This is a genomic window from Micromonospora sp. CNZ299 (genome assembly GCF_002754415.1).
Genome location: NZ_PEFG01000001.1, coordinates 2,349,681 through 2,365,812, shown reverse-complemented (window position 1 = coordinate 2,365,812; position 16,132 = coordinate 2,349,681). Strand labels below are relative to the sequence as shown.

Here is a 16,132-nt window from a genome sequence, read left to right as displayed (position 1 = left end):
GGATAACCGCCCACGTCCCGCCCGCCCCGTGCATCCCCCCGGTTTGGTTCCCCCGCACGTTCTCGGACCGTCGTCGCGATAACGCTGCGTACTCATAGAGTCACACTCAGGCAGGGCAGCGTCAAGCTATTCCGGGAAAGTCGGACTTGTGTCGTTGCCGGACGAGCCTGTCAGCGCAACCCAGAGGTCCCCACGTACGCCTCACCGGCACCGCTGACCCGCAACGGCTCGCCGGCCGCCGTGCCGATCGCCGCCTCGCCGGACGCGAGCGTCACCGCGCCGGCGCCATCGTCCACGGTGATCGAACCGCCACCGCAGAGCACCACCCGGGGACCGGGCAGCGTCAGCGTGACCGAAGGCACCTCCGCACCGACGCGCACCCGGTGCAGCGCGAAGTCGTCCACCGGCACGGGCCAGCAATCCACACCCGGGCCCACCGGCTGGGCGGCCCGCACCGGATCGTCGAGCACCTCGAAACGCAGCACCCGCAGCAACTCGTCGACATCCACCCGCTTCGGGGTCAGACCACCGCGCAGCACGTTGTCGCTCGCCGCCATGATCTCCACCCCGCAGCCGCTCAGGTAGGCGTGCAGGTTGCCGGCGGGCATCCAGATCCCCTCGCCCGCGACCAGACGTAGGTGGTGCAGCAGCAGTGCCACCAGTGCGCCCGGATCGGCTGGGTATGCCTTGGCCAGCCGGCGGACCAGGTCCGCGTCCGGGCCGTCGGCCGACGACGCCAGCACGGCGCCCAACAACTCGTCGCGCTGCTCGACCGGCCAGCCGAGCAGCGTCCGTACCGCCGTCCGCAGCCCCGCCGGCCCGCCCCGCAACGCCTCGACCACCGGCGCCAACTCCGGTACGCCGAACGCGGCGAGCGCCTCCGCCGACTCCGCCGGGGCCCGGAAACCGCACAGCGCCTCGAACGGCGTGAGCGCGACCAGCAACTCCGGTTTGTGGTGCGGGTCGGAGTAGTTGCGCTCCCCCTCGGGGCGCCCGGCCTGCGCCGCGAAGCCAGCCCGGGCCTGCTCGGCGTCCGGATGAGCCTGGAGGCTCAGCGGAGCGTCGGCCGCGAGGACCTTGAGCAGGAACGGCAGGCGACTGCCGAACCGCTCGGACACCCGCTGGCCGAGCCACTGCCCCGGCTCGTCCCGCACCAGGTCACAGAGGCTCACCCGGAGGCCGGAACGGACCACGCTGGCCGGGGCGCCCGGGTGGGCGCCCAACCACAGCTCCGCCTCCGGACCCTCGCTGGGCACCGACCTCCCCTGGAGGAGAGCGATGGCCGAACGAGACCCCCACGCGTAGTCGCGGATCGGTCCGTACAGTGGCTCCACCAGTCAGCCCTCGGACCGCTCGGCCTCTGGCTGCGGCGCGGCGGTGTCAGCAGCGGTGCCGGTGCCGGCTTCGGCGGCGGCGACGCTGTAGATGTCCGGCTCCAGGTAGATCACCCGGGCGGTCGGCACCGCGGCGCGGATCCGCGCCTCCACGGTGTTGATGCCCCGGGCCAGGTCCTGGGCGCTCTCGCACGCCGGCACGCCGATCTTCGCGGCCACCATCAGCTCTTCCGGGCCCAGGTAGAGCGTCTTCATGTGGATGATCCGCTCCACCTCGGGGCCGTCGGTGACGGCGCGCTCGATGGCGGCCAGCTCCGACGCCTCGGCACCCTCACCGAGCAGCAGACTCTTCGTCTCGATTGCCAGCACGATGGCGATGAGCACCAGCAGCACGCCGATCATCGCGGTGCCGGCGGCGTCCCACTCACCGTTGCCGGTGATCAGCGTCATGGTCACACCGAACAGCGCGAACACCAGACCGACCAGGGCACCGAAGTCCTCCAGCAGCACCACCGGCAGCTCGGGCGCCTTGGCCCGGCGGATGAAGCGCACCCAGGACTGGTTGCCCCGGACGTGGTTGGACTCCTTGATGGCGGTCCGGAAGGAGAACGACTCCATGATGATCGCCGCCACCAGCACGACGATCGGCACCCATTGCCACTCGGTGATCCCGTGCGGATCCGACCACTTGTGGTACGCCTCGTACAAGGCGAACAGGCCACCGATGCTGAACAGCACGATGGACACGATGAACGCGTAGATGTAGCGCTCCCGGCCGTACCCGAACGGGTGCTCCGGGGTGGCCGCCCGCTTGGCCCGCTTGCCGCCGAGCAGCAGAAGTGCCTGGTTGCCGGAGTCGGCGACCGAGTGGACCGACTCGGCCAACATCGACGACGAGCTGGTCAGCAGGAACGCGACGAACTTGGTGATGGCGATGCCGACGTTTGCCAGCAGTGCGGCGACAATCGCCTTCGTCCCACCGTTGGCACTCATGCCACCGCTCCGCTTCGCCGTACGAAGCCAACCGGTCCGCGCATGATGCGCCGCCCATTGCGTTCGTTCACTGGTTCGACAGCTCCTTCATTTCGGTGATGGCCGGCACGGCCATCGGGTCCAGCCCATGGGCCAGGGCAAGGTAGATCGAGGCAAAATCCGGGACCGCGATCAGCGAGGCCAGCCGCTCCAACGCGGAGCCACCCTCGGCGGTCACCACATCGCACCGCACGCCACGGCGCTCGGCGAGGGTCTGCACCGCGTCCGCGCGGCGCTCCTCGACGGCGAAGGGCTCGTCGGTGTCGTCCTCGGCGTTGAGCCCGCCGTCGCGCAACAGCACCAACCGCAGTCGGGTGCCCTCGCCGTCGTCCTCGGCCGGGTCGGCGAAGATGTCCCGCTCCCCCTCGGCCAGACCGCCGAAGACGCCGTCGAGCAGCCCGACCCGACCCCGGCCGGCCTCACCGAGCGCCCCGGTGACCACCGGGTAGCGGGCGTTGGCCGACAGGGTGTCGCCGAACCGGCGGGCGGCCACGGTGGCCAGCGGGGACGAGCCCCAGACGATCGGGATCGAGCCGGCCAGGGCCAGGGCCAGCGACTTCGCCGGGTTGACGAAGGACTCGGCGGCGGACCGGCAGCGGTCGGCATCCGCGTCGAGCCGGGCCGCGGTCTCCGCCAGGTCCGCCTCGTTGACCTTCACGAGCCCGAGGGAACGGGCCGCGAGCAGCACCGGCACGGTGAGCGCCCAGAGGCTGGCCCGGGCCGGAGCACGCCGGGGCACCGGAATGAACGGCGCCCGGGCCTGCTCGGCGATCGACTGCAACTGCGAGTCGGGGGCACCCACGGCGACCAGCCGGGCACCGCGCCGGTGCGCCGCCTCGGCCGCGCCGAGCGCCTCCGGGCTACGACCGGACGCGCTCACCGCGATCACCACGTCGGCCGCGCCCACCCAACCGGGTACGCCGGCGCTGCGGTGCCCGATGATCGGGACCGGGCAGCGCGGCCCGGCGACCGTGGCCAGCACGTCTCCGGTACGCCCCGCCGTGCCGATGCCGGCGATGACCACGGCTCGGGGCCGCCCGTCGTCGGCGAGCACCGCCAGGTTCGCCTCGGCAGCCAGTGCGGCGCTCTCGCGGACCTGCGCACCGGCCGACGCCGTGTGCCGGAGCATGCCGCCCGGGTCGTGCTCGGCCAGCGCCTCCGGGTTGTCGAGCAGGGCTTCATCGGCATCGCGACGTCCGCTGACCCCGGCCGTACCGTCGATCACGACGGCTGCCCGGGGCCGCCGCGCGCCTCGTCCAGCAACAGCACCGGCACGTCGTCGCGGACCTCGAAGATGCGACCGCACTCCGTGCAGGTCAACGTCTGCGCCTCGGCGTCGTAGCTGAGCGGGGCGTGGTGCGTGTCCGGACAGGCGAGAATCTCGAGCAACTGCGGATCCAGGGCCATGGCACGGCTCCTTCCACGTGTGCGGCTTCACCGGCGGCGGTGCCGACCGGCGCAGGCGATCTTATCGGCGAACGCGGTCCAGCACGTCGTCCCGGAGCGAGACCATCCGATCCCGGGTGGGCGCCTCGACGTTGAGCCGCAGCAGCGGCTCGGTGTTGGAGGCGCGCAGGTTGAACCACGCGCCGTCGGGGAATCGCAGGGTGAGACCGTCCATCTCGTCGGCCACCGCGTCCGGGTATGCGGCCCGCACCTCGGCCACCGCCGCCGCCTGGTCGGCCACCGTCGAGTTGATCTCGCCCGAGGCGACGTAACGCTCGAACTCGCCGGCCATCACGGACAGTGGCAGCGACTGCTCACCCAACGCGGCCAGCGTGTGCATCGCCGCGAGCATTCCGGTGTCGGCGAACCAGAAGTCACGGAAGTAGTAGTGCGCGGAGTGTTCGCCGCCGAAGACGGCATTGGTGCGGGCCATCTCCGCCTTGATGAAGGAGTGCCCGACCCGGGCGACGAGCGGCTGCCCCCCGTGCTCACGGATGATCTCCGCGACCGCGCTGGAGGTGATCAGACCGTGGATCACGGTGGAGCCCGGGTGCTTGGCCAGCTCACGTGCGGCGACGAGGGCGGTGATCGCCGACGGCGAGACCGGCTCGCCGCGCTCGTCCACCACGAAGCACCGGTCGGCGTCACCGTCGAAGGCCAGCCCGATGTCGGCACCGTGCTCGACCACCGCGCGCTGGAGGTCGACCAGGTTGGCCGGGTCCAGGGGGTTGGCCTCGTGGTTGGGGAAGCTGCCGTCCAGCTCGAAGTAGAGCGGCACGATCTCCAGCGGCAGCGGCGACAGGGCGGCGTCGCCCAGCACGGTGGGGACGGTGAAACCGCCCATCCCGTTACCGGCGTCGACGACGACCTTCAGCGGCCGGATGCCCGAGAGGTCGACCAGCTTGCGCAGGTAGCCGGCGTAGTCGGGGAGCATGTCACGTCGCTCGACCGGCTGGGTCGGCTCACCGGCCGGACGGGCCTCGCCCGAGTCAAGGAGGGCCTGGGCCCGATCCCGGATCTCCGTCAGGCCGCTCTCCTGGCCGATCGGCCGGGCACCGGAGCGGCACATCTTGATGCCGTTGTACTGCGCGGGGTTGTGACTGGCGGTGAACATCGCACCGGGCAGGTCGAGCGAGCCGGAGGCGAAGTAGAGCAGGTCGGTGGAGGCGAGCCCGATCTCGATCACCGAGCGCCCCTCGGCCCGTACGCCGGCGGCGAACGCGGCGGCCAGCCCGGGCGAGGTGGCCCGCATGTCGTACCCGACGACAACCGCGTCGCCCGGCTCGTCGGTGGAGTTGAGCAGCTGGGTGAATGCGGCTCCCAGTGCCTCGGCGGCCCGCTCGTCCCACTGGTCCGGCACCGTCCCTCGGACGTCGTACGCCTTCACAATCTGGGACAGATCAGACACGTGTTCCGCTCCTTGGCCGCAAGTTGGACACCGGTCCTGAGCCTAACGGAGGGTTCGTGTCTCGCCCCGCTCAGCCCGGGAGCCGGGGAATGAAGACAGTGTGGCCGCCCTCGTCCGTCGGCGGGTCCCCGGGCAGCGGTCGAGTTCCGGGTGTCCCCGGCATCGGCTGCGTCGGCTCCGGGACCGCACCGGCACCGCCGGGGCGCGCACCGTAGACCCCACCGGTGGCGGGGCGCGGGGACGGCACGGCACCCCAGCCGGCGGCCGGTGGCTGCTGGCCGTACACCTGGCCGGGGCGACCGGGCGCGGCCGGCGACCCACCGCCGGCGCGGTAGGTGGTGCCGCCGGGGTTGCCCGGCAGCATCTCGGGCGACTGGTCGGACGGCTTGCGGTCCTGCCGCGAGCGACGCACCAGCAGCACGATGAGCAACAGACCGACCGCCACCATCACGATGCCGAAGAACATCACCTTTGAACCTCCTCCGGACGACTCCGCGGCAGTGGCCGTGGTGTTCGGGGCACTCGACACAATGCCCGCGGCGGCCGGGTTCACCGCCTCGTCGACGGTCACGACCTCGGACGGGCTCGGGGTGGGCGTCGGCTTCTTCGACGGCGTCGGCGACGGGGTGACCCTCGCGCCGGCCACCTTCGCCGTGTCGCTGCCCCGACCCAGCTCCTGACCGATGGCGCTGACACCCGCGCCGCTGACGACGAGTTGACCACCCGGGACACCCGCGGCGAACGCCACCCGGTACCGCACGGTGATGCCCTTGCCCTTGCACAGGGTCGGCTTCGTCGGCGACGTCGGCGCGGTGGCCACCGTGCCGCCGCCACCCGAGACGCCCACCGGCAACCAGCGCCCGCCCGCGTTGACCTCGACCTTCACCTGGCTTGGCTCAAGACCCTCAAGACGCAGACCCAGTGCGGTACGCAGCAGGACGCACCCGTTGGTGCGCTTGCGCACCGCGACGTTCACCCCCTGCGGGGAACCGCCGGCGGCGAAGCTGCTGGCGGCACCCACCCGGACCGAGTCCTCGTCGGCCAGCGCCGGTGACGCACCGAGCATCACCAGGCCGCCCACCAGACCGCAGACCGCCGCGAGCTGTGCCGCGCGTCGACGCACCGTCATGATCACCTCGCCGTTCTCCCCGGGTGGGGTCCGCGGGTCAGGCTACTACCGGCCCACCTACCCCATCGGTCATAGAGCGGCCCGGATGTGTGCGGCGTTACGGTTTACAGCCCGGCCCGCCGACCTGCGAAGAAGGTCGGCGCGGGTCCGACCGGAGCGCGTTCCGACCGGCCCGCCGGGCGCGATCAGTCGGCGTGATCGATGGGGTCGGGTCGGCGTGCGCGGTGGGGTCGGGTCGGCGTGGGCGGTGGGGTCGGGTCGGCGCGCTCGGTGCGGTCGGGTCGGCGCGCTCGGTGCGGTCAGTCGGTCTGTTCGGCGCTGGCGAGGGCGTCGCGGCTGAGTCGATCGGCGGTGCGGGTGGTCTCCGGCAGCCGGTAGCGCGGGGCCAGCACGAGCACCTGCGCTGTCGCGTTCTCCAGGCTCATCCGATGCCCGACGCTGACGAAGACCGGCTTCACCCCGTCCTGGGTGCGCAACACCCGGCCGACGACGTCACCGCCGTCGCGCAGTGGCGACCACGCACCCCGCTCGGCGGCCAGCGGATCCCACGTCCCGACCAGCGGCGTCTTCCCCACCCCGATCGCGGGCAACCCGGTGACCACGCCAAGGTGGCAGGCCAGCCCGAACCGTCGCGGATGGGCCAGACCGTGCCCGTCGCAGACCAGCAGGTCGGGCAGGACGCTCAGGCGGTCCAACGCGGTGAGCAGCGCGGGCAACTCACGAAAGGCGAACAACCCCGGCACGTAGTCGAACGCGGGCTCTCCCACGCTGACCGCGGAATCCACCACCTCCAACGTCGCGGCGTCCAGCACCGTCACGGCCGCTGCCAGGAGGTCACCACCCTGGCCGTACGCGACGTCCAGGCCGGCCACCGTCGCGGGCGCGCTGGGCCCCGGCCCGACCAGGTCGACCAATGGCCGCAACTCCTCCTGTACGGCCACCGCCTCCGCCACACTGCCCGGCACCACCACACGGCTCAGCGCCGCTAGCCCCAGCGCCGCCGCCCGCCCCGGCGCCGCGTCCGGGCGTGATCCACTCGACTTCATGAAAATCGGGCTATCCGAAGGACCCGGATGCCCCGATTTCACCAAACCGGAGTCGATCACCCTCGGCGCGAGCCATCGGCGGGAGCCACGGTGGCGTCGCCAGTCGAGATGTTGCAGTGACCCGCGTCCGTGGAACTGACATCTCGCCCCGCCGCCCCGCCGACGGGGTCGCCACCGGTCCGACGCCTGGTCGCACCGAAGGCGACCGCGAAGACAACCCCGAGGGCGACACCGAATGCCACCCCGCCCTCCGTACCGAAAACGGGAATGCCGACAGCCAGACCGATCATGATGCCGACCGGCCATGCCCAGAGGTTGGGCTTGGTGTTCTCCGTACCGGGTCTCGCCATGCGTCGATGTTATTCGGCTCTGCCACTTTCCCGCCCGCGCCGCCTGCCTTCCGCGACAGCGGCGACCTACGTTCGGTCAGGCAAGGCCCAACCGGTCGCGGGCCTGCTCGATCCACCGGCCGACCCCATGGGCGCCACTGCCGGCCGCCAGCCCAGCGGCCTCGTCGAGCAGCTCACGGGCGGCTTTCCGATCGCCGTCGCTCGCCGCCAGGTCCGCCAGACCGATCAGATTCGCCGCCACCCCCGCGGTGAAGGACAACTTCCGGCGTAGCCGGGTCGACTCCGTCAGCAACTGCCGCGCCGCGTCGAAGCGACCGGCGGCCTGCTCGGCGAAGCAGAGGTGCCGCAGCACGTACGACAGAGTCAGCTCGTCCCCCGCCGCGGTAGCCAACTCCCGAGCCCGGGCGAAGGCAGGGGCAGCGGTCGCCTGGTCCTGCCGGATCACCTGGTGGACCGCGCCCACCCAGAAGAGAGACTCGCCCTCACCACGGGCGTCGCCCAGCTCGCGGTAGATGCCGGCTGCCCGTTCGAAGAGCGGCAACTCCGCAGGGTCCTCCGAACCGGTGTCGATGAAGCGGGCGTGCAGGATCCGGCCACGGGTCAGAGCCACATCAGCGTCCAGCGCCGCGAGATCCCGCTCGGCCTCGTCCAGCGGCTTCGCGTCGCCACCGAACACCGCCTGTTCGTAACGTTCCTGCGCCCGCACCAACCGAGCGTCCAGCCCTACGGTCGTCACCGACTCGCCCTTCCCTCGATCCGCTCACGGAGCAACGTCTAGGTTGCTCTCGCTATATCGGGGTCCGCGCCCGGATCACCGGCAGCGCGGAGCTGCTCCTCGAACATCACGAACGTCCGCAGCCGGATCCCGTGAATGAGGGCTCGCTCCTTCGACGTCAGGTGGCGATCTTCGGCCTTCGCCACATCTCTGACCGCCTGTATCGTCTCGTAGAGAGCGAATATCGGACCGTCGCCCTCAAGATAGTGAGCCCGAAAGCGCTCCACCTCCTGCACGAACTCCTCAGGGGTACGCCGAAAAATATCTCCACCGACGGCGAAGACAATCTCGCTGAAGATGTCGTTCTTCTCATGCCAGCCGCCGGTGTCGATGGAAACCCTCCATACCCTGGCACCACCGTCGGGAGTCGTCACGATCTTCACCGGTGACTGGTAATAGAGGTAGTAGGACGGGAGCACCAAGCCCGGCATCTGGACCATCACGTGTTCCCTTCATAGGTCGATTGCAACGCCTGCCAGAACAGATGTTGCTCCCGTCGGAGGATTCCATCTGCGATGGCTCCCTCGCGGGGTGTCAACGCACGACCCTCGGCTCGGGCCAAGGCCTGCACATCACGGCGAACCTCATACAGCGCATGCTCCCAGACCGCCACCGCGTCGAGCGCCGCCAGGTGCAGACGGAACTCGGCCATGTGCCCGTTCCCCATCCGCAGTACGAGTTGCACGTCCCTGTAGCCGCTGTCCTGCGGGGACATGAACCGGTCCTGGCAACTCACGATCACGACGTCCGGATGGTCGCGTACTCGTTCAAGCGCCGCGTAGAGGTCATCGAGGTTACGGAACTCGACTTTCGCACCCGCCAGATCGAGCAACATGGACGCGTCGCCCTGATATTTGTCCACCTTGTCCTCGGCACGGCGCCGGTCCTTGGGCTGGGAACGCCAGCCCGGCTCCCCGACACGTCGATCACCGACCTGGGCCAGGAACATCGCCAACTGATTCAGCTCGGTCTGGGCGACCGCTGCCGCCGCGTAGAGGCTGTCCAGGTAGTGCTGCCGATATGAAGGGTCGGCCTGACGGCGCTTGTCGAATCCCGGTTGGTTCGCCGAATCATCCGGCAGTCGAATACTCGCACTGATCCGCCGCTGGTCGTCGGTAAGCGGCGTCGGCTGGGGCTGGTCCGCGACCCTGCCGGTCGCTGCCTCCAACGCCACAGCCTCCGGCCGGGCGACGTCTTCGAGCACCTCGGCGAGGACGTCGATGGCCTGCTGATGACCAGCCAGGTGATAGAGAGTCAACGGGCGTGCGGTCAGCGAGTTCGCGAGTTCGGGTGCCGACAGGATCAGGCGCGCCAGGTCTGGATGCTGCACCAACTCCCGGGTCAGACGCTCGGCCAGTTCGGGCTCGTTGGCGGGCGGCTCCCTCCGTGCGTGATCGAGCATGTCGCGGACCCGGCCGTCGCCGAACAGCCGCGCCACATCCCGCGCCGACGACTCGTCCAGGTCGGGTACCAGACGACGGAGCGCAGGTGGGTCGATCGCCGCCGCGAAGTCGGCCGGACTCACTCCGGCCGCGAAGATCTCATCCAGGGTGTCTGCCATCGAGACGACAGGGGTCGGGCCGCTCGTCGAGGGGTGGTCCCGAACAGCGCCGGACGAGGTGTCGACGGGCTCAACGTCACCCACATCTGCCGAGCCCGGGCCGTCCAGCAGCAGGTACATCCGGTTGATGTACGGGTCACCGTGGCCGCCGTTGTCGTCCGTCGACGGATGGTCCGGCAGGTCGGGCCGCTCACTGAACCGGCCCCGGGGCAGCCCGCCGAGCGGCATCGGTCGCCCGTCCCCGCTCAGCACCAGCGCGTCGATGCCCACCACGTCGGGATACAGGGGACGGTCCTGGACCACCCCGTTCTGCGGGTCGACGTAGAGCACGGTGCCGTTCTGGTTGAGCGCCACCCAGGCGTGGGAACCGCCGTGCGGCCACTCGGTGACCACGAACGCGTAGCTGCCGTGGCCTCCCAACAGCAGCTGGTCGCGCAGGTTGCGGTAGCCCCGGTCGGCGGCCTGCCGTGCCTGCTCGGCGTACGGACGCTGGCCGGACGGCGGGGCGAGGAGTTGCTGGAAGCGCCCACCGGTGACGTCCTCCACCCGACCTGGGCCGCCTGCCTCGCCGCGGATCGGGCGCCGGATGTCCCCGTCCAGGTAGCCGTCGAAGGTACGTGGCGCCGACACTCGTGGCCGCCCGTGCACCCAGGTCTCGAACAACGATAATGTGCAGTCCAGGCAGTTGATGCCCCGGGTGGCGTCGGCTGCGGGACCTCCGTCGTTCAGCAGTCGGAACCAGCCGCCCCGTCGGGGGTCGGCGGTGCGGGTGATGCTGCCGTCCCACTCGCGGGGCATCTGCCGTTCGACGTCGACCTGGTGCAGGGCGAGCGGTGGGCGCAGCCCTCCGGGCCGCCCATATGGCCGGGAATCGTCGATCGGCGGGGGCACGTCGTCGCCGGTGAGCCGGGACGGCCCGGCAGTCTCCACCGCGCCGAGCGCGAGCGCGCCGACGTCCTTGTTCGCGTGCTCGAAGGTGCCGGCGCCGAGATCCACGACCGGCGGCGCCGTGGTGCCGGCCAGCACCGCATCCGCGAGGTCACGCCATTGGGCGTACGCGCGTGTCTCGTCGTTCGCGGCCCGCTGCCAGCCGTCGGCCCACTGTCGGTGACCTGCTTGGTGCAACTGCCGGGCGTAGGTGGCGTACTCGACCGCCCGGCGATCGTGCTCCGCGGCCCGGGCGCGCAGTCGGGTGGCCTCCGCCTGCCGGCGGTTGTTCTCGAAGCCGGTCCGTTGCGACTCGTAGTGGCCCTGGTAGCGCCGTCGCTCGGCGGCTTCCGCCTCGGCGGCCCACTGCGCCGCGTACCAGTCGTCGGGGTCGATCGCTGGCACGACCGGATCGCCGAACACCACCTCGACGGGAATCGACGCCCTGCCCCGGGCGGGATGGTCGGGTGGGCCCGCCTCCCGTGTCGGGGCGCGCGATGGCACGGCAGATCGGCCCACCACCGTCGGTGTGACCGACGGGCGGTTGGTCGTGCTTGGGGCACCGAAGGTGACCGGCGTTGTCGGGCCGACGGTGGTCGTCGGTGCTGGCGCGCCGGTCGACGGAGACCAGGTGACCGGGCCAGCGGTGGGGGTGTGCGGCGAACTGCCGGGCGCGACACCGGTGGCCGGTCCGCTGCTCGGCTCGAAGGTCCCAACCGCAGGTGCGGCCACCGAAGAAAGCCGAGAATCGGTGCCCACCGACGAGAACCTCGGATCAGCAGCCACCGACGAGAGCGTCGGGTCGGCCGCGACCGGGTGTGCCGCGCCCGCCACCTTCGACAGGGGCCCATCCGTCGACGGCGTCGGCTCGGACGGGCGCAGCGAGGGGTCGGCGGCGTCCACGTCGGACACCACACCCACTGAGGATGGTGACGACACCTGCAGCTCGGCGGCAACCGCGGGCAGGCCGGAGGCGGCGACGGGCGGCAGATCGGTCACCCGTGACGGGTGAACGCCCGGCTCCGTCGGCATCTCGGCGCGTAGCGGCGTCAGCTGGTCAGGCGGAGTGGCGGCGACTGCCGTCGCCTGCACCGGAACCACCGCCGACGAGATCTCCCCCGAAGGCACAACACCCGCCGCAGAAGGCACACCCCCGGAAGACGCCGCATCTGAAGACGAGGCCGCGCCCGAAGAAGACGCCCCATGCACAGACGACGCCGCACCCAGAGAAGCGGCCCCGCCCGAAGAAGACGCCGCCTCCGAGAAAGCCGAATCCCCCGACACCACCGCCGCCACGGACGGAAGCGACGGGCTGGCGAATGACGCCCCGGCGAGGGCGCTGGTCTGCGCGTCGAGTCGTGCCCGTAACGCGTGGTCGGTCTGACCGGTCGCCGAGCCGGTGGCCCCGGACGCGGCAGCGCGTGCCACGTCCTCCACCGAGGTGAGTCCCTGGCCGGTGGCCAGGCTGGCAGCGCTGTCGGCGAGCACCTCGCCGGTCATCTCCCGCCCCAGGTGCTCCCCGACCCGGGCCGCCCGCCCGGTGGCGTGCCGGCCCAGGCCGGCAAGCGGAGCCACGGCCCCGCCGGCGAGCCCGCCGACCGCCGATGCGCCGAGGTCGGTCATGTCCAGGCCGTGCGCCCGCCCGGTGGAGTTCTGGTACGCCTGGGTGGCCAGGGTGACGCCGCTCTCCTCGGCGGCCTCCTCCAACCCTCCACGGGTGGCCCGCTTGGCGAGCCCTCGCATGCCACCCCGGGTGACCTCCTTGGCGGCCCGTTCGCCGGCCTCCTTGAGCCCGTGTCTGAGGGACTTGCTGGCCAGTTGACCCATCAGCCGCTTGAAGATCTGCTGGATCAGCAGCCGGGTGGCGGTCATCGCCGCGCCGGCGGCGGGGGTTGCGGCACCGGCGGTCAGCACCGCCGCGACCGCCACCGAGAGCAACTCGATGACCAGGATGCCCAGCTCGATCCAGACTTCCAGCTTGGCGCCCTCGATGTCGCAGCCGCACTCCTCGACCAGCCGGCCCAGGTCGGCGGTGACCGCGAGCAGCACGGGCAGCGGGGCGTCGGCACCCTCGGCGATCCCCCGCCAGGCCGCCACGAACGCCGCGTCGACGGCCCCGACCCCGCCATACCCGTTGTGCACCTCGGCAGCGGCCGTGGCGGCGTCCGTGTGCGGGCCGGCGAGCACTGTGGCGACCTCGTACCACTGGTCGGCGACGTCCCAGACGGCCCGCTCGTTGCCCTCCGGCCACTGCACCCCGACCACCCAGTCCAGGGCCTCGTAGATCCAGCCCGGAACGTCCCAGGGTGCGTGGTCGAGGGGGTGCGGGATCGGGCTCGGCAGCACGCTCATCGGGATCGTCGGCCGTCAGCGCTGGTCGGTGACCCGACCGAACCGGGCGGCGCTGGCCCCGTCGGTCTGCACGCTCGCGTCGACCGCCCGGACCACGTCGCCGCCCAACTCGGTGAGCTGATGCCCGACGCCCGCCCAGGCCCGCAGCACGGTCTGCTCGATCGCGCGGTAGTTGCGCTCGAAAGCGGCGCCGATGTCGTCGCGGCCCCAGGGCCGGGCACCGCTGGCGGCCTCGATCGCACCGCCTTCCGCTGCTCGACGGGCCGTGACCGCCTCGCCGGCGAGCGCCAGGTCGGCACCGCCCCGACGCGCCCGGGACGGATCGAGCCAGAGCTGCCCGTCGGTCATGCCGTCCCCTCACGCCTGCCGAGCACGGCGTCGGCCCGGCCGAGCAGGGCCGCGTAGTCGCCGGTGCGCAGGAAGTCCATCGAGCCGGAGTTGGCCGGCACGGCCTCGGCGACGAGGTCGCGGGTGGCGTCGGCGGCGGCGGTCGCGGCGGCCCGGATCGTTTCGGTGATTTTTCGGCCGAGCGCCCCGGCGTCCCGCTCGCGGTAGACGGCCGGCGTCAACTCGACCTCAATGACCTCGCCCCGGGCGCCCACGGTGGCGGTGACCTGCCCGTCGGCCGACCGGCGGGTCACCCGCAGCTCGGCTAGCCTCGTCTGCAGGGTGTCCAAACCGGACCTGAGCTGCTGATATTGCCCGTACACGTCGTCGAACCGGGCCCGTAGCTCGCGGTTGGCGTGCCGGTCCACATGTTCGCTCACCGCCGCCCCTCCCGTCACCGTCGGTAGAGCAGCACCATACCGGCTGCCATCGATCCGTGTAGTCCGGTAGTTTCAGTGCGTGATCGACCGTCAACAGGCCGAGCAGCTCGCGGCCACCTGGGCCCGCCGCGACTCGCAGCGCCTCGGGCACGAGTGCACAGCGATGGTCGACGAGTTCGACCTCGGCTTCGTCATCACGTCGGTCGTGCCCACCGAGGTGCGTACGGTCCCGGGGGACCTGCCGACGACGGTCATCGACAAGCAGACCGGCAAGGTCACCACCTGGCCGCGGGTGCCGAGCGACGTGGTGGCGGATCTGTACCGACGCAGCCGTCCCACCGGGCCGGCCTCTCCCCGCACCGTCGACCCGTCGAGTCTGCTGGTCCGGGAGATCCACCGGGCAGCCACCCCGAACACCGCCGCCCATCTGGCGCTCGACGGGCGGATCTGGACCGCCCAGGGCACCAGGGCCGACGTCCCGCTCAACCATCACCCGTTGGTCCGCGACTACCTGGACCAGCTACCCCCTGGCGACCTGGTCCGGGGCGGGGAGTCGCACGCCGAGCTGATCGTGGTCTCCGACGTCCTGCACGAGTACGACCACCGCCGGGCCGCCGAGGGCATCGCGCCGATGGGCCGGGCCGAGGCGGCGGCGCTGCTGGAGGGGGCCCGGTTCGAGATCTTCCGGATCCGGGAGCCGGGTGATCCGGCTGGTGGCCCCGCCGAGCTGCCCTGCGACTCGTGCATCACCTTCCTGGTGCGCGCCAACGTCCTGCCGGAGTCGGCTCGGGCGTACACCGAACCCTGGCGTGCGCCGGCGGCAACCGACCCCGATCCTGGGCGCTTCCCGGCGGAGGTCGCCAACGCGCTGGTCGCGGCCGGGTGGCGACCGCACATGGGGGACCAGATCATGGCCGCCGCGGCCGTGCGGGACGTCACCGCCGTGTCGGGGCTGACCCATCAGCACACGGTCTTTCCCGCGGCCGTGGAGGCGCTGACCGCGTTTCCCAGCCTGGTCGGCGCGCGGCGCGGGCGGGGCGAGCAGGTGTGGATCTCCCGTTTCGACATCCGCCCGCACACCATCGCCCACACCGCCGACACCCTCGCGGACTTCGGTGCTGTCCTCGGCGTACGCCTCTTTCCGATCGGCACCGAGCAGCAGGACAGCATCCTCGCGGTGGACGAGCGTGGCCGGGTCTTCGCGCTCGATCAGGCCGGTGAGTGGTTCCTCGGCGACTCCATCGACAGCGCACTGACGACTCTGCTGCTGGGCCGCGCACCGGCCCGGGTCCGCGACGACGGCACCTGGCAGGCCGACTGACGCTGGAGCGTCAGCGGATGACCTCGACCGTGTTGCGGCGGATGAGGTTCTTGCCCGGCTCCCGGATCTGCGCCATCGCGGCGTCGTTGAGCAGCACACAACTGCCCGACGGGCCGGTCACCGTCACCGTCGTCACCCGGTTGTTGTCCAGGTTGGTCACGCGCAGCCGGGTGCCCACCGGGAACTGCCCACTGGTCGCCGCGGGCGCCCCGACCTCGGCGAAGAAGGTGATCGGCCCCGAGCAGGCCGAGCTGGGTGCCGGGCCGGGCGCGCCGGGAGACGCGACGCCGGGACGGACCGTGCCGGCAGGTGGCTGCCCGACGGGCGCCGCTCCGTCCAGCCGCTCCACCACGTTGCGGCGGATCACGTTCTTGCCCGGCTCCCGGACCAGCTCCATGGCGGCGGCGTTGAGCAGCACACAGCTACCCGACGGGCCGGTCACCGTCACCGTGGCAGCCCGGTTGTTGTCCAGGTTGGTCACCCGCAACCGGGTACCCACCGGGAAGCGGTCGCTGGTGGCCGCCGGCGCACCGCCCTCCGCCGAGAACGTGACCGAGCCGGAGCAGACGGACGACCGTGCCGGGGTGGTGCCGGCGAACCCGAAGCTGGTCCCCACCGCCACACCCGCGGCGGCGACGACCGCCACGGTCGCCGCCAGCACGTGCCTGCGCTGCACCCTCATCG

Annotated in this window: 15 protein-coding genes; 1 reads left to right on the top strand and 14 read right to left on the bottom strand. The window is 71.6% G+C overall.

The window, feature by feature from the left end:
• Positions 1 to 170 precede the first annotated feature (170 nt).
• The 13 genes from manA to CLT68_RS11325 form a co-directional block, all read right to left on the bottom strand.
• Positions 171 to 1,334: a mannose-6-phosphate isomerase, class I gene (gene manA / locus CLT68_RS11385; protein WP_099850708.1), complete on the bottom strand. Its 1,164-nt coding sequence runs from the start codon at positions 1,332 to 1,334 to the stop codon at positions 171 to 173.
• Between the two features lie 3 nt (positions 1,335 to 1,337).
• Positions 1,338 to 2,327 (bottom strand): cation diffusion facilitator family transporter, encoded by a 990-nt coding sequence (locus CLT68_RS11380; protein WP_099850706.1) that lies wholly within the window; start codon positions 2,325 to 2,327, stop codon positions 1,338 to 1,340.
• Positions 2,328 to 2,394: 67 nt separating this feature from the next.
• Positions 2,395 to 3,591 carry an SIS domain-containing protein gene (locus CLT68_RS11375; RefSeq protein ID WP_088946313.1) on the bottom strand — a complete coding sequence of 399 codons (1,197 nt, stop codon included), beginning with the start codon at positions 3,589 to 3,591 and terminating at the stop codon, positions 2,395 to 2,397.
• A complete protein-coding gene (locus CLT68_RS11370) occupies positions 3,588 to 3,773 on the bottom strand; it encodes a Trm112 family protein (protein ID WP_030331539.1) in 186 nt (61 codons plus the stop codon). Before CLT68_RS11370 ends, CLT68_RS11375 begins: the two co-directional genes overlap by 4 nt.
• Positions 3,774 to 3,834: 61 nt before the next feature.
• Complete coding sequence (locus CLT68_RS11365) at positions 3,835 to 5,220, bottom strand: phosphomannomutase/phosphoglucomutase (protein WP_099850704.1); 1,386 nt, start codon at positions 5,218 to 5,220, stop codon at positions 3,835 to 3,837.
• A gap of 70 nt (positions 5,221 to 5,290) precedes the next feature.
• Positions 5,291 to 6,349, bottom strand: coding sequence for a hypothetical protein (locus CLT68_RS32825; protein WP_158240874.1), 1,059 nt, complete (start codon positions 6,347 to 6,349; stop codon positions 5,291 to 5,293).
• 299 nt (positions 6,350 to 6,648) lie between these two features.
• A complete protein-coding gene (nfi, locus tag CLT68_RS11355; RefSeq protein ID WP_486482426.1) occupies positions 6,649 to 7,314 on the bottom strand; it encodes a deoxyribonuclease V in 666 nt (221 codons plus the stop codon).
• A gap of 137 nt (positions 7,315 to 7,451) precedes the next feature.
• Positions 7,452 to 7,745, bottom strand: a complete 294-nt coding sequence (locus tag CLT68_RS11350) for a hypothetical protein (protein WP_099850698.1) — start codon at positions 7,743 to 7,745, stop codon at positions 7,452 to 7,454.
• Between the two features lie 76 nt (positions 7,746 to 7,821).
• Entirely contained in the window at positions 7,822 to 8,481 is a 660-nt protein-coding gene (locus tag CLT68_RS11345; RefSeq protein ID WP_486482137.1) for a tetratricopeptide repeat protein, read from the bottom strand.
• Positions 8,482 to 8,519: 38 nt separating this feature from the next.
• Positions 8,520 to 8,960, bottom strand: coding sequence for a hypothetical protein (locus CLT68_RS11340; protein WP_099857044.1), 441 nt, complete (start codon positions 8,958 to 8,960; stop codon positions 8,520 to 8,522).
• Positions 8,960 to 13,360 (bottom strand): toxin glutamine deamidase domain-containing protein, encoded by a 4,401-nt coding sequence (locus CLT68_RS11335; RefSeq protein ID WP_099850696.1) that lies wholly within the window; start codon positions 13,358 to 13,360, stop codon positions 8,960 to 8,962. Before CLT68_RS11335 ends, CLT68_RS11340 begins: the two co-directional genes overlap by 1 nt.
• Before the next feature lie 15 nt (positions 13,361 to 13,375).
• Positions 13,376 to 13,708 carry a hypothetical protein gene (locus CLT68_RS11330; RefSeq protein ID WP_099850694.1) on the bottom strand — a complete coding sequence of 111 codons (333 nt, stop codon included), beginning with the start codon at positions 13,706 to 13,708 and terminating at the stop codon, positions 13,376 to 13,378.
• Complete coding sequence (locus CLT68_RS11325) at positions 13,705 to 14,127, bottom strand: YbaB/EbfC family nucleoid-associated protein (RefSeq protein WP_099850692.1); 423 nt, start codon at positions 14,125 to 14,127, stop codon at positions 13,705 to 13,707. Before CLT68_RS11325 ends, CLT68_RS11330 begins: the two co-directional genes overlap by 4 nt.
• 79 nt (positions 14,128 to 14,206) lie before the next feature.
• Here CLT68_RS11325 and CLT68_RS11320 point away from each other — a divergent pair, with 79 nt between their 5' ends.
• Positions 14,207 to 15,448, top strand: coding sequence for an SUKH-3 domain-containing protein (locus tag CLT68_RS11320; protein WP_099850690.1), 1,242 nt, complete (start codon positions 14,207 to 14,209; stop codon positions 15,446 to 15,448).
• A 10-nt stretch (positions 15,449 to 15,458) separates the two neighbouring features.
• On the opposite strand, the gene CLT68_RS11315 is transcribed toward CLT68_RS11320, so the two are convergent.
• Positions 15,459 to 16,130: an RlpA-like double-psi beta-barrel domain-containing protein gene (locus CLT68_RS11315; protein WP_099850689.1), complete on the bottom strand. Its 672-nt coding sequence runs from the start codon at positions 16,128 to 16,130 to the stop codon at positions 15,459 to 15,461.
• Between the last annotated feature and the right edge of the window lie 2 nt (positions 16,131 to 16,132).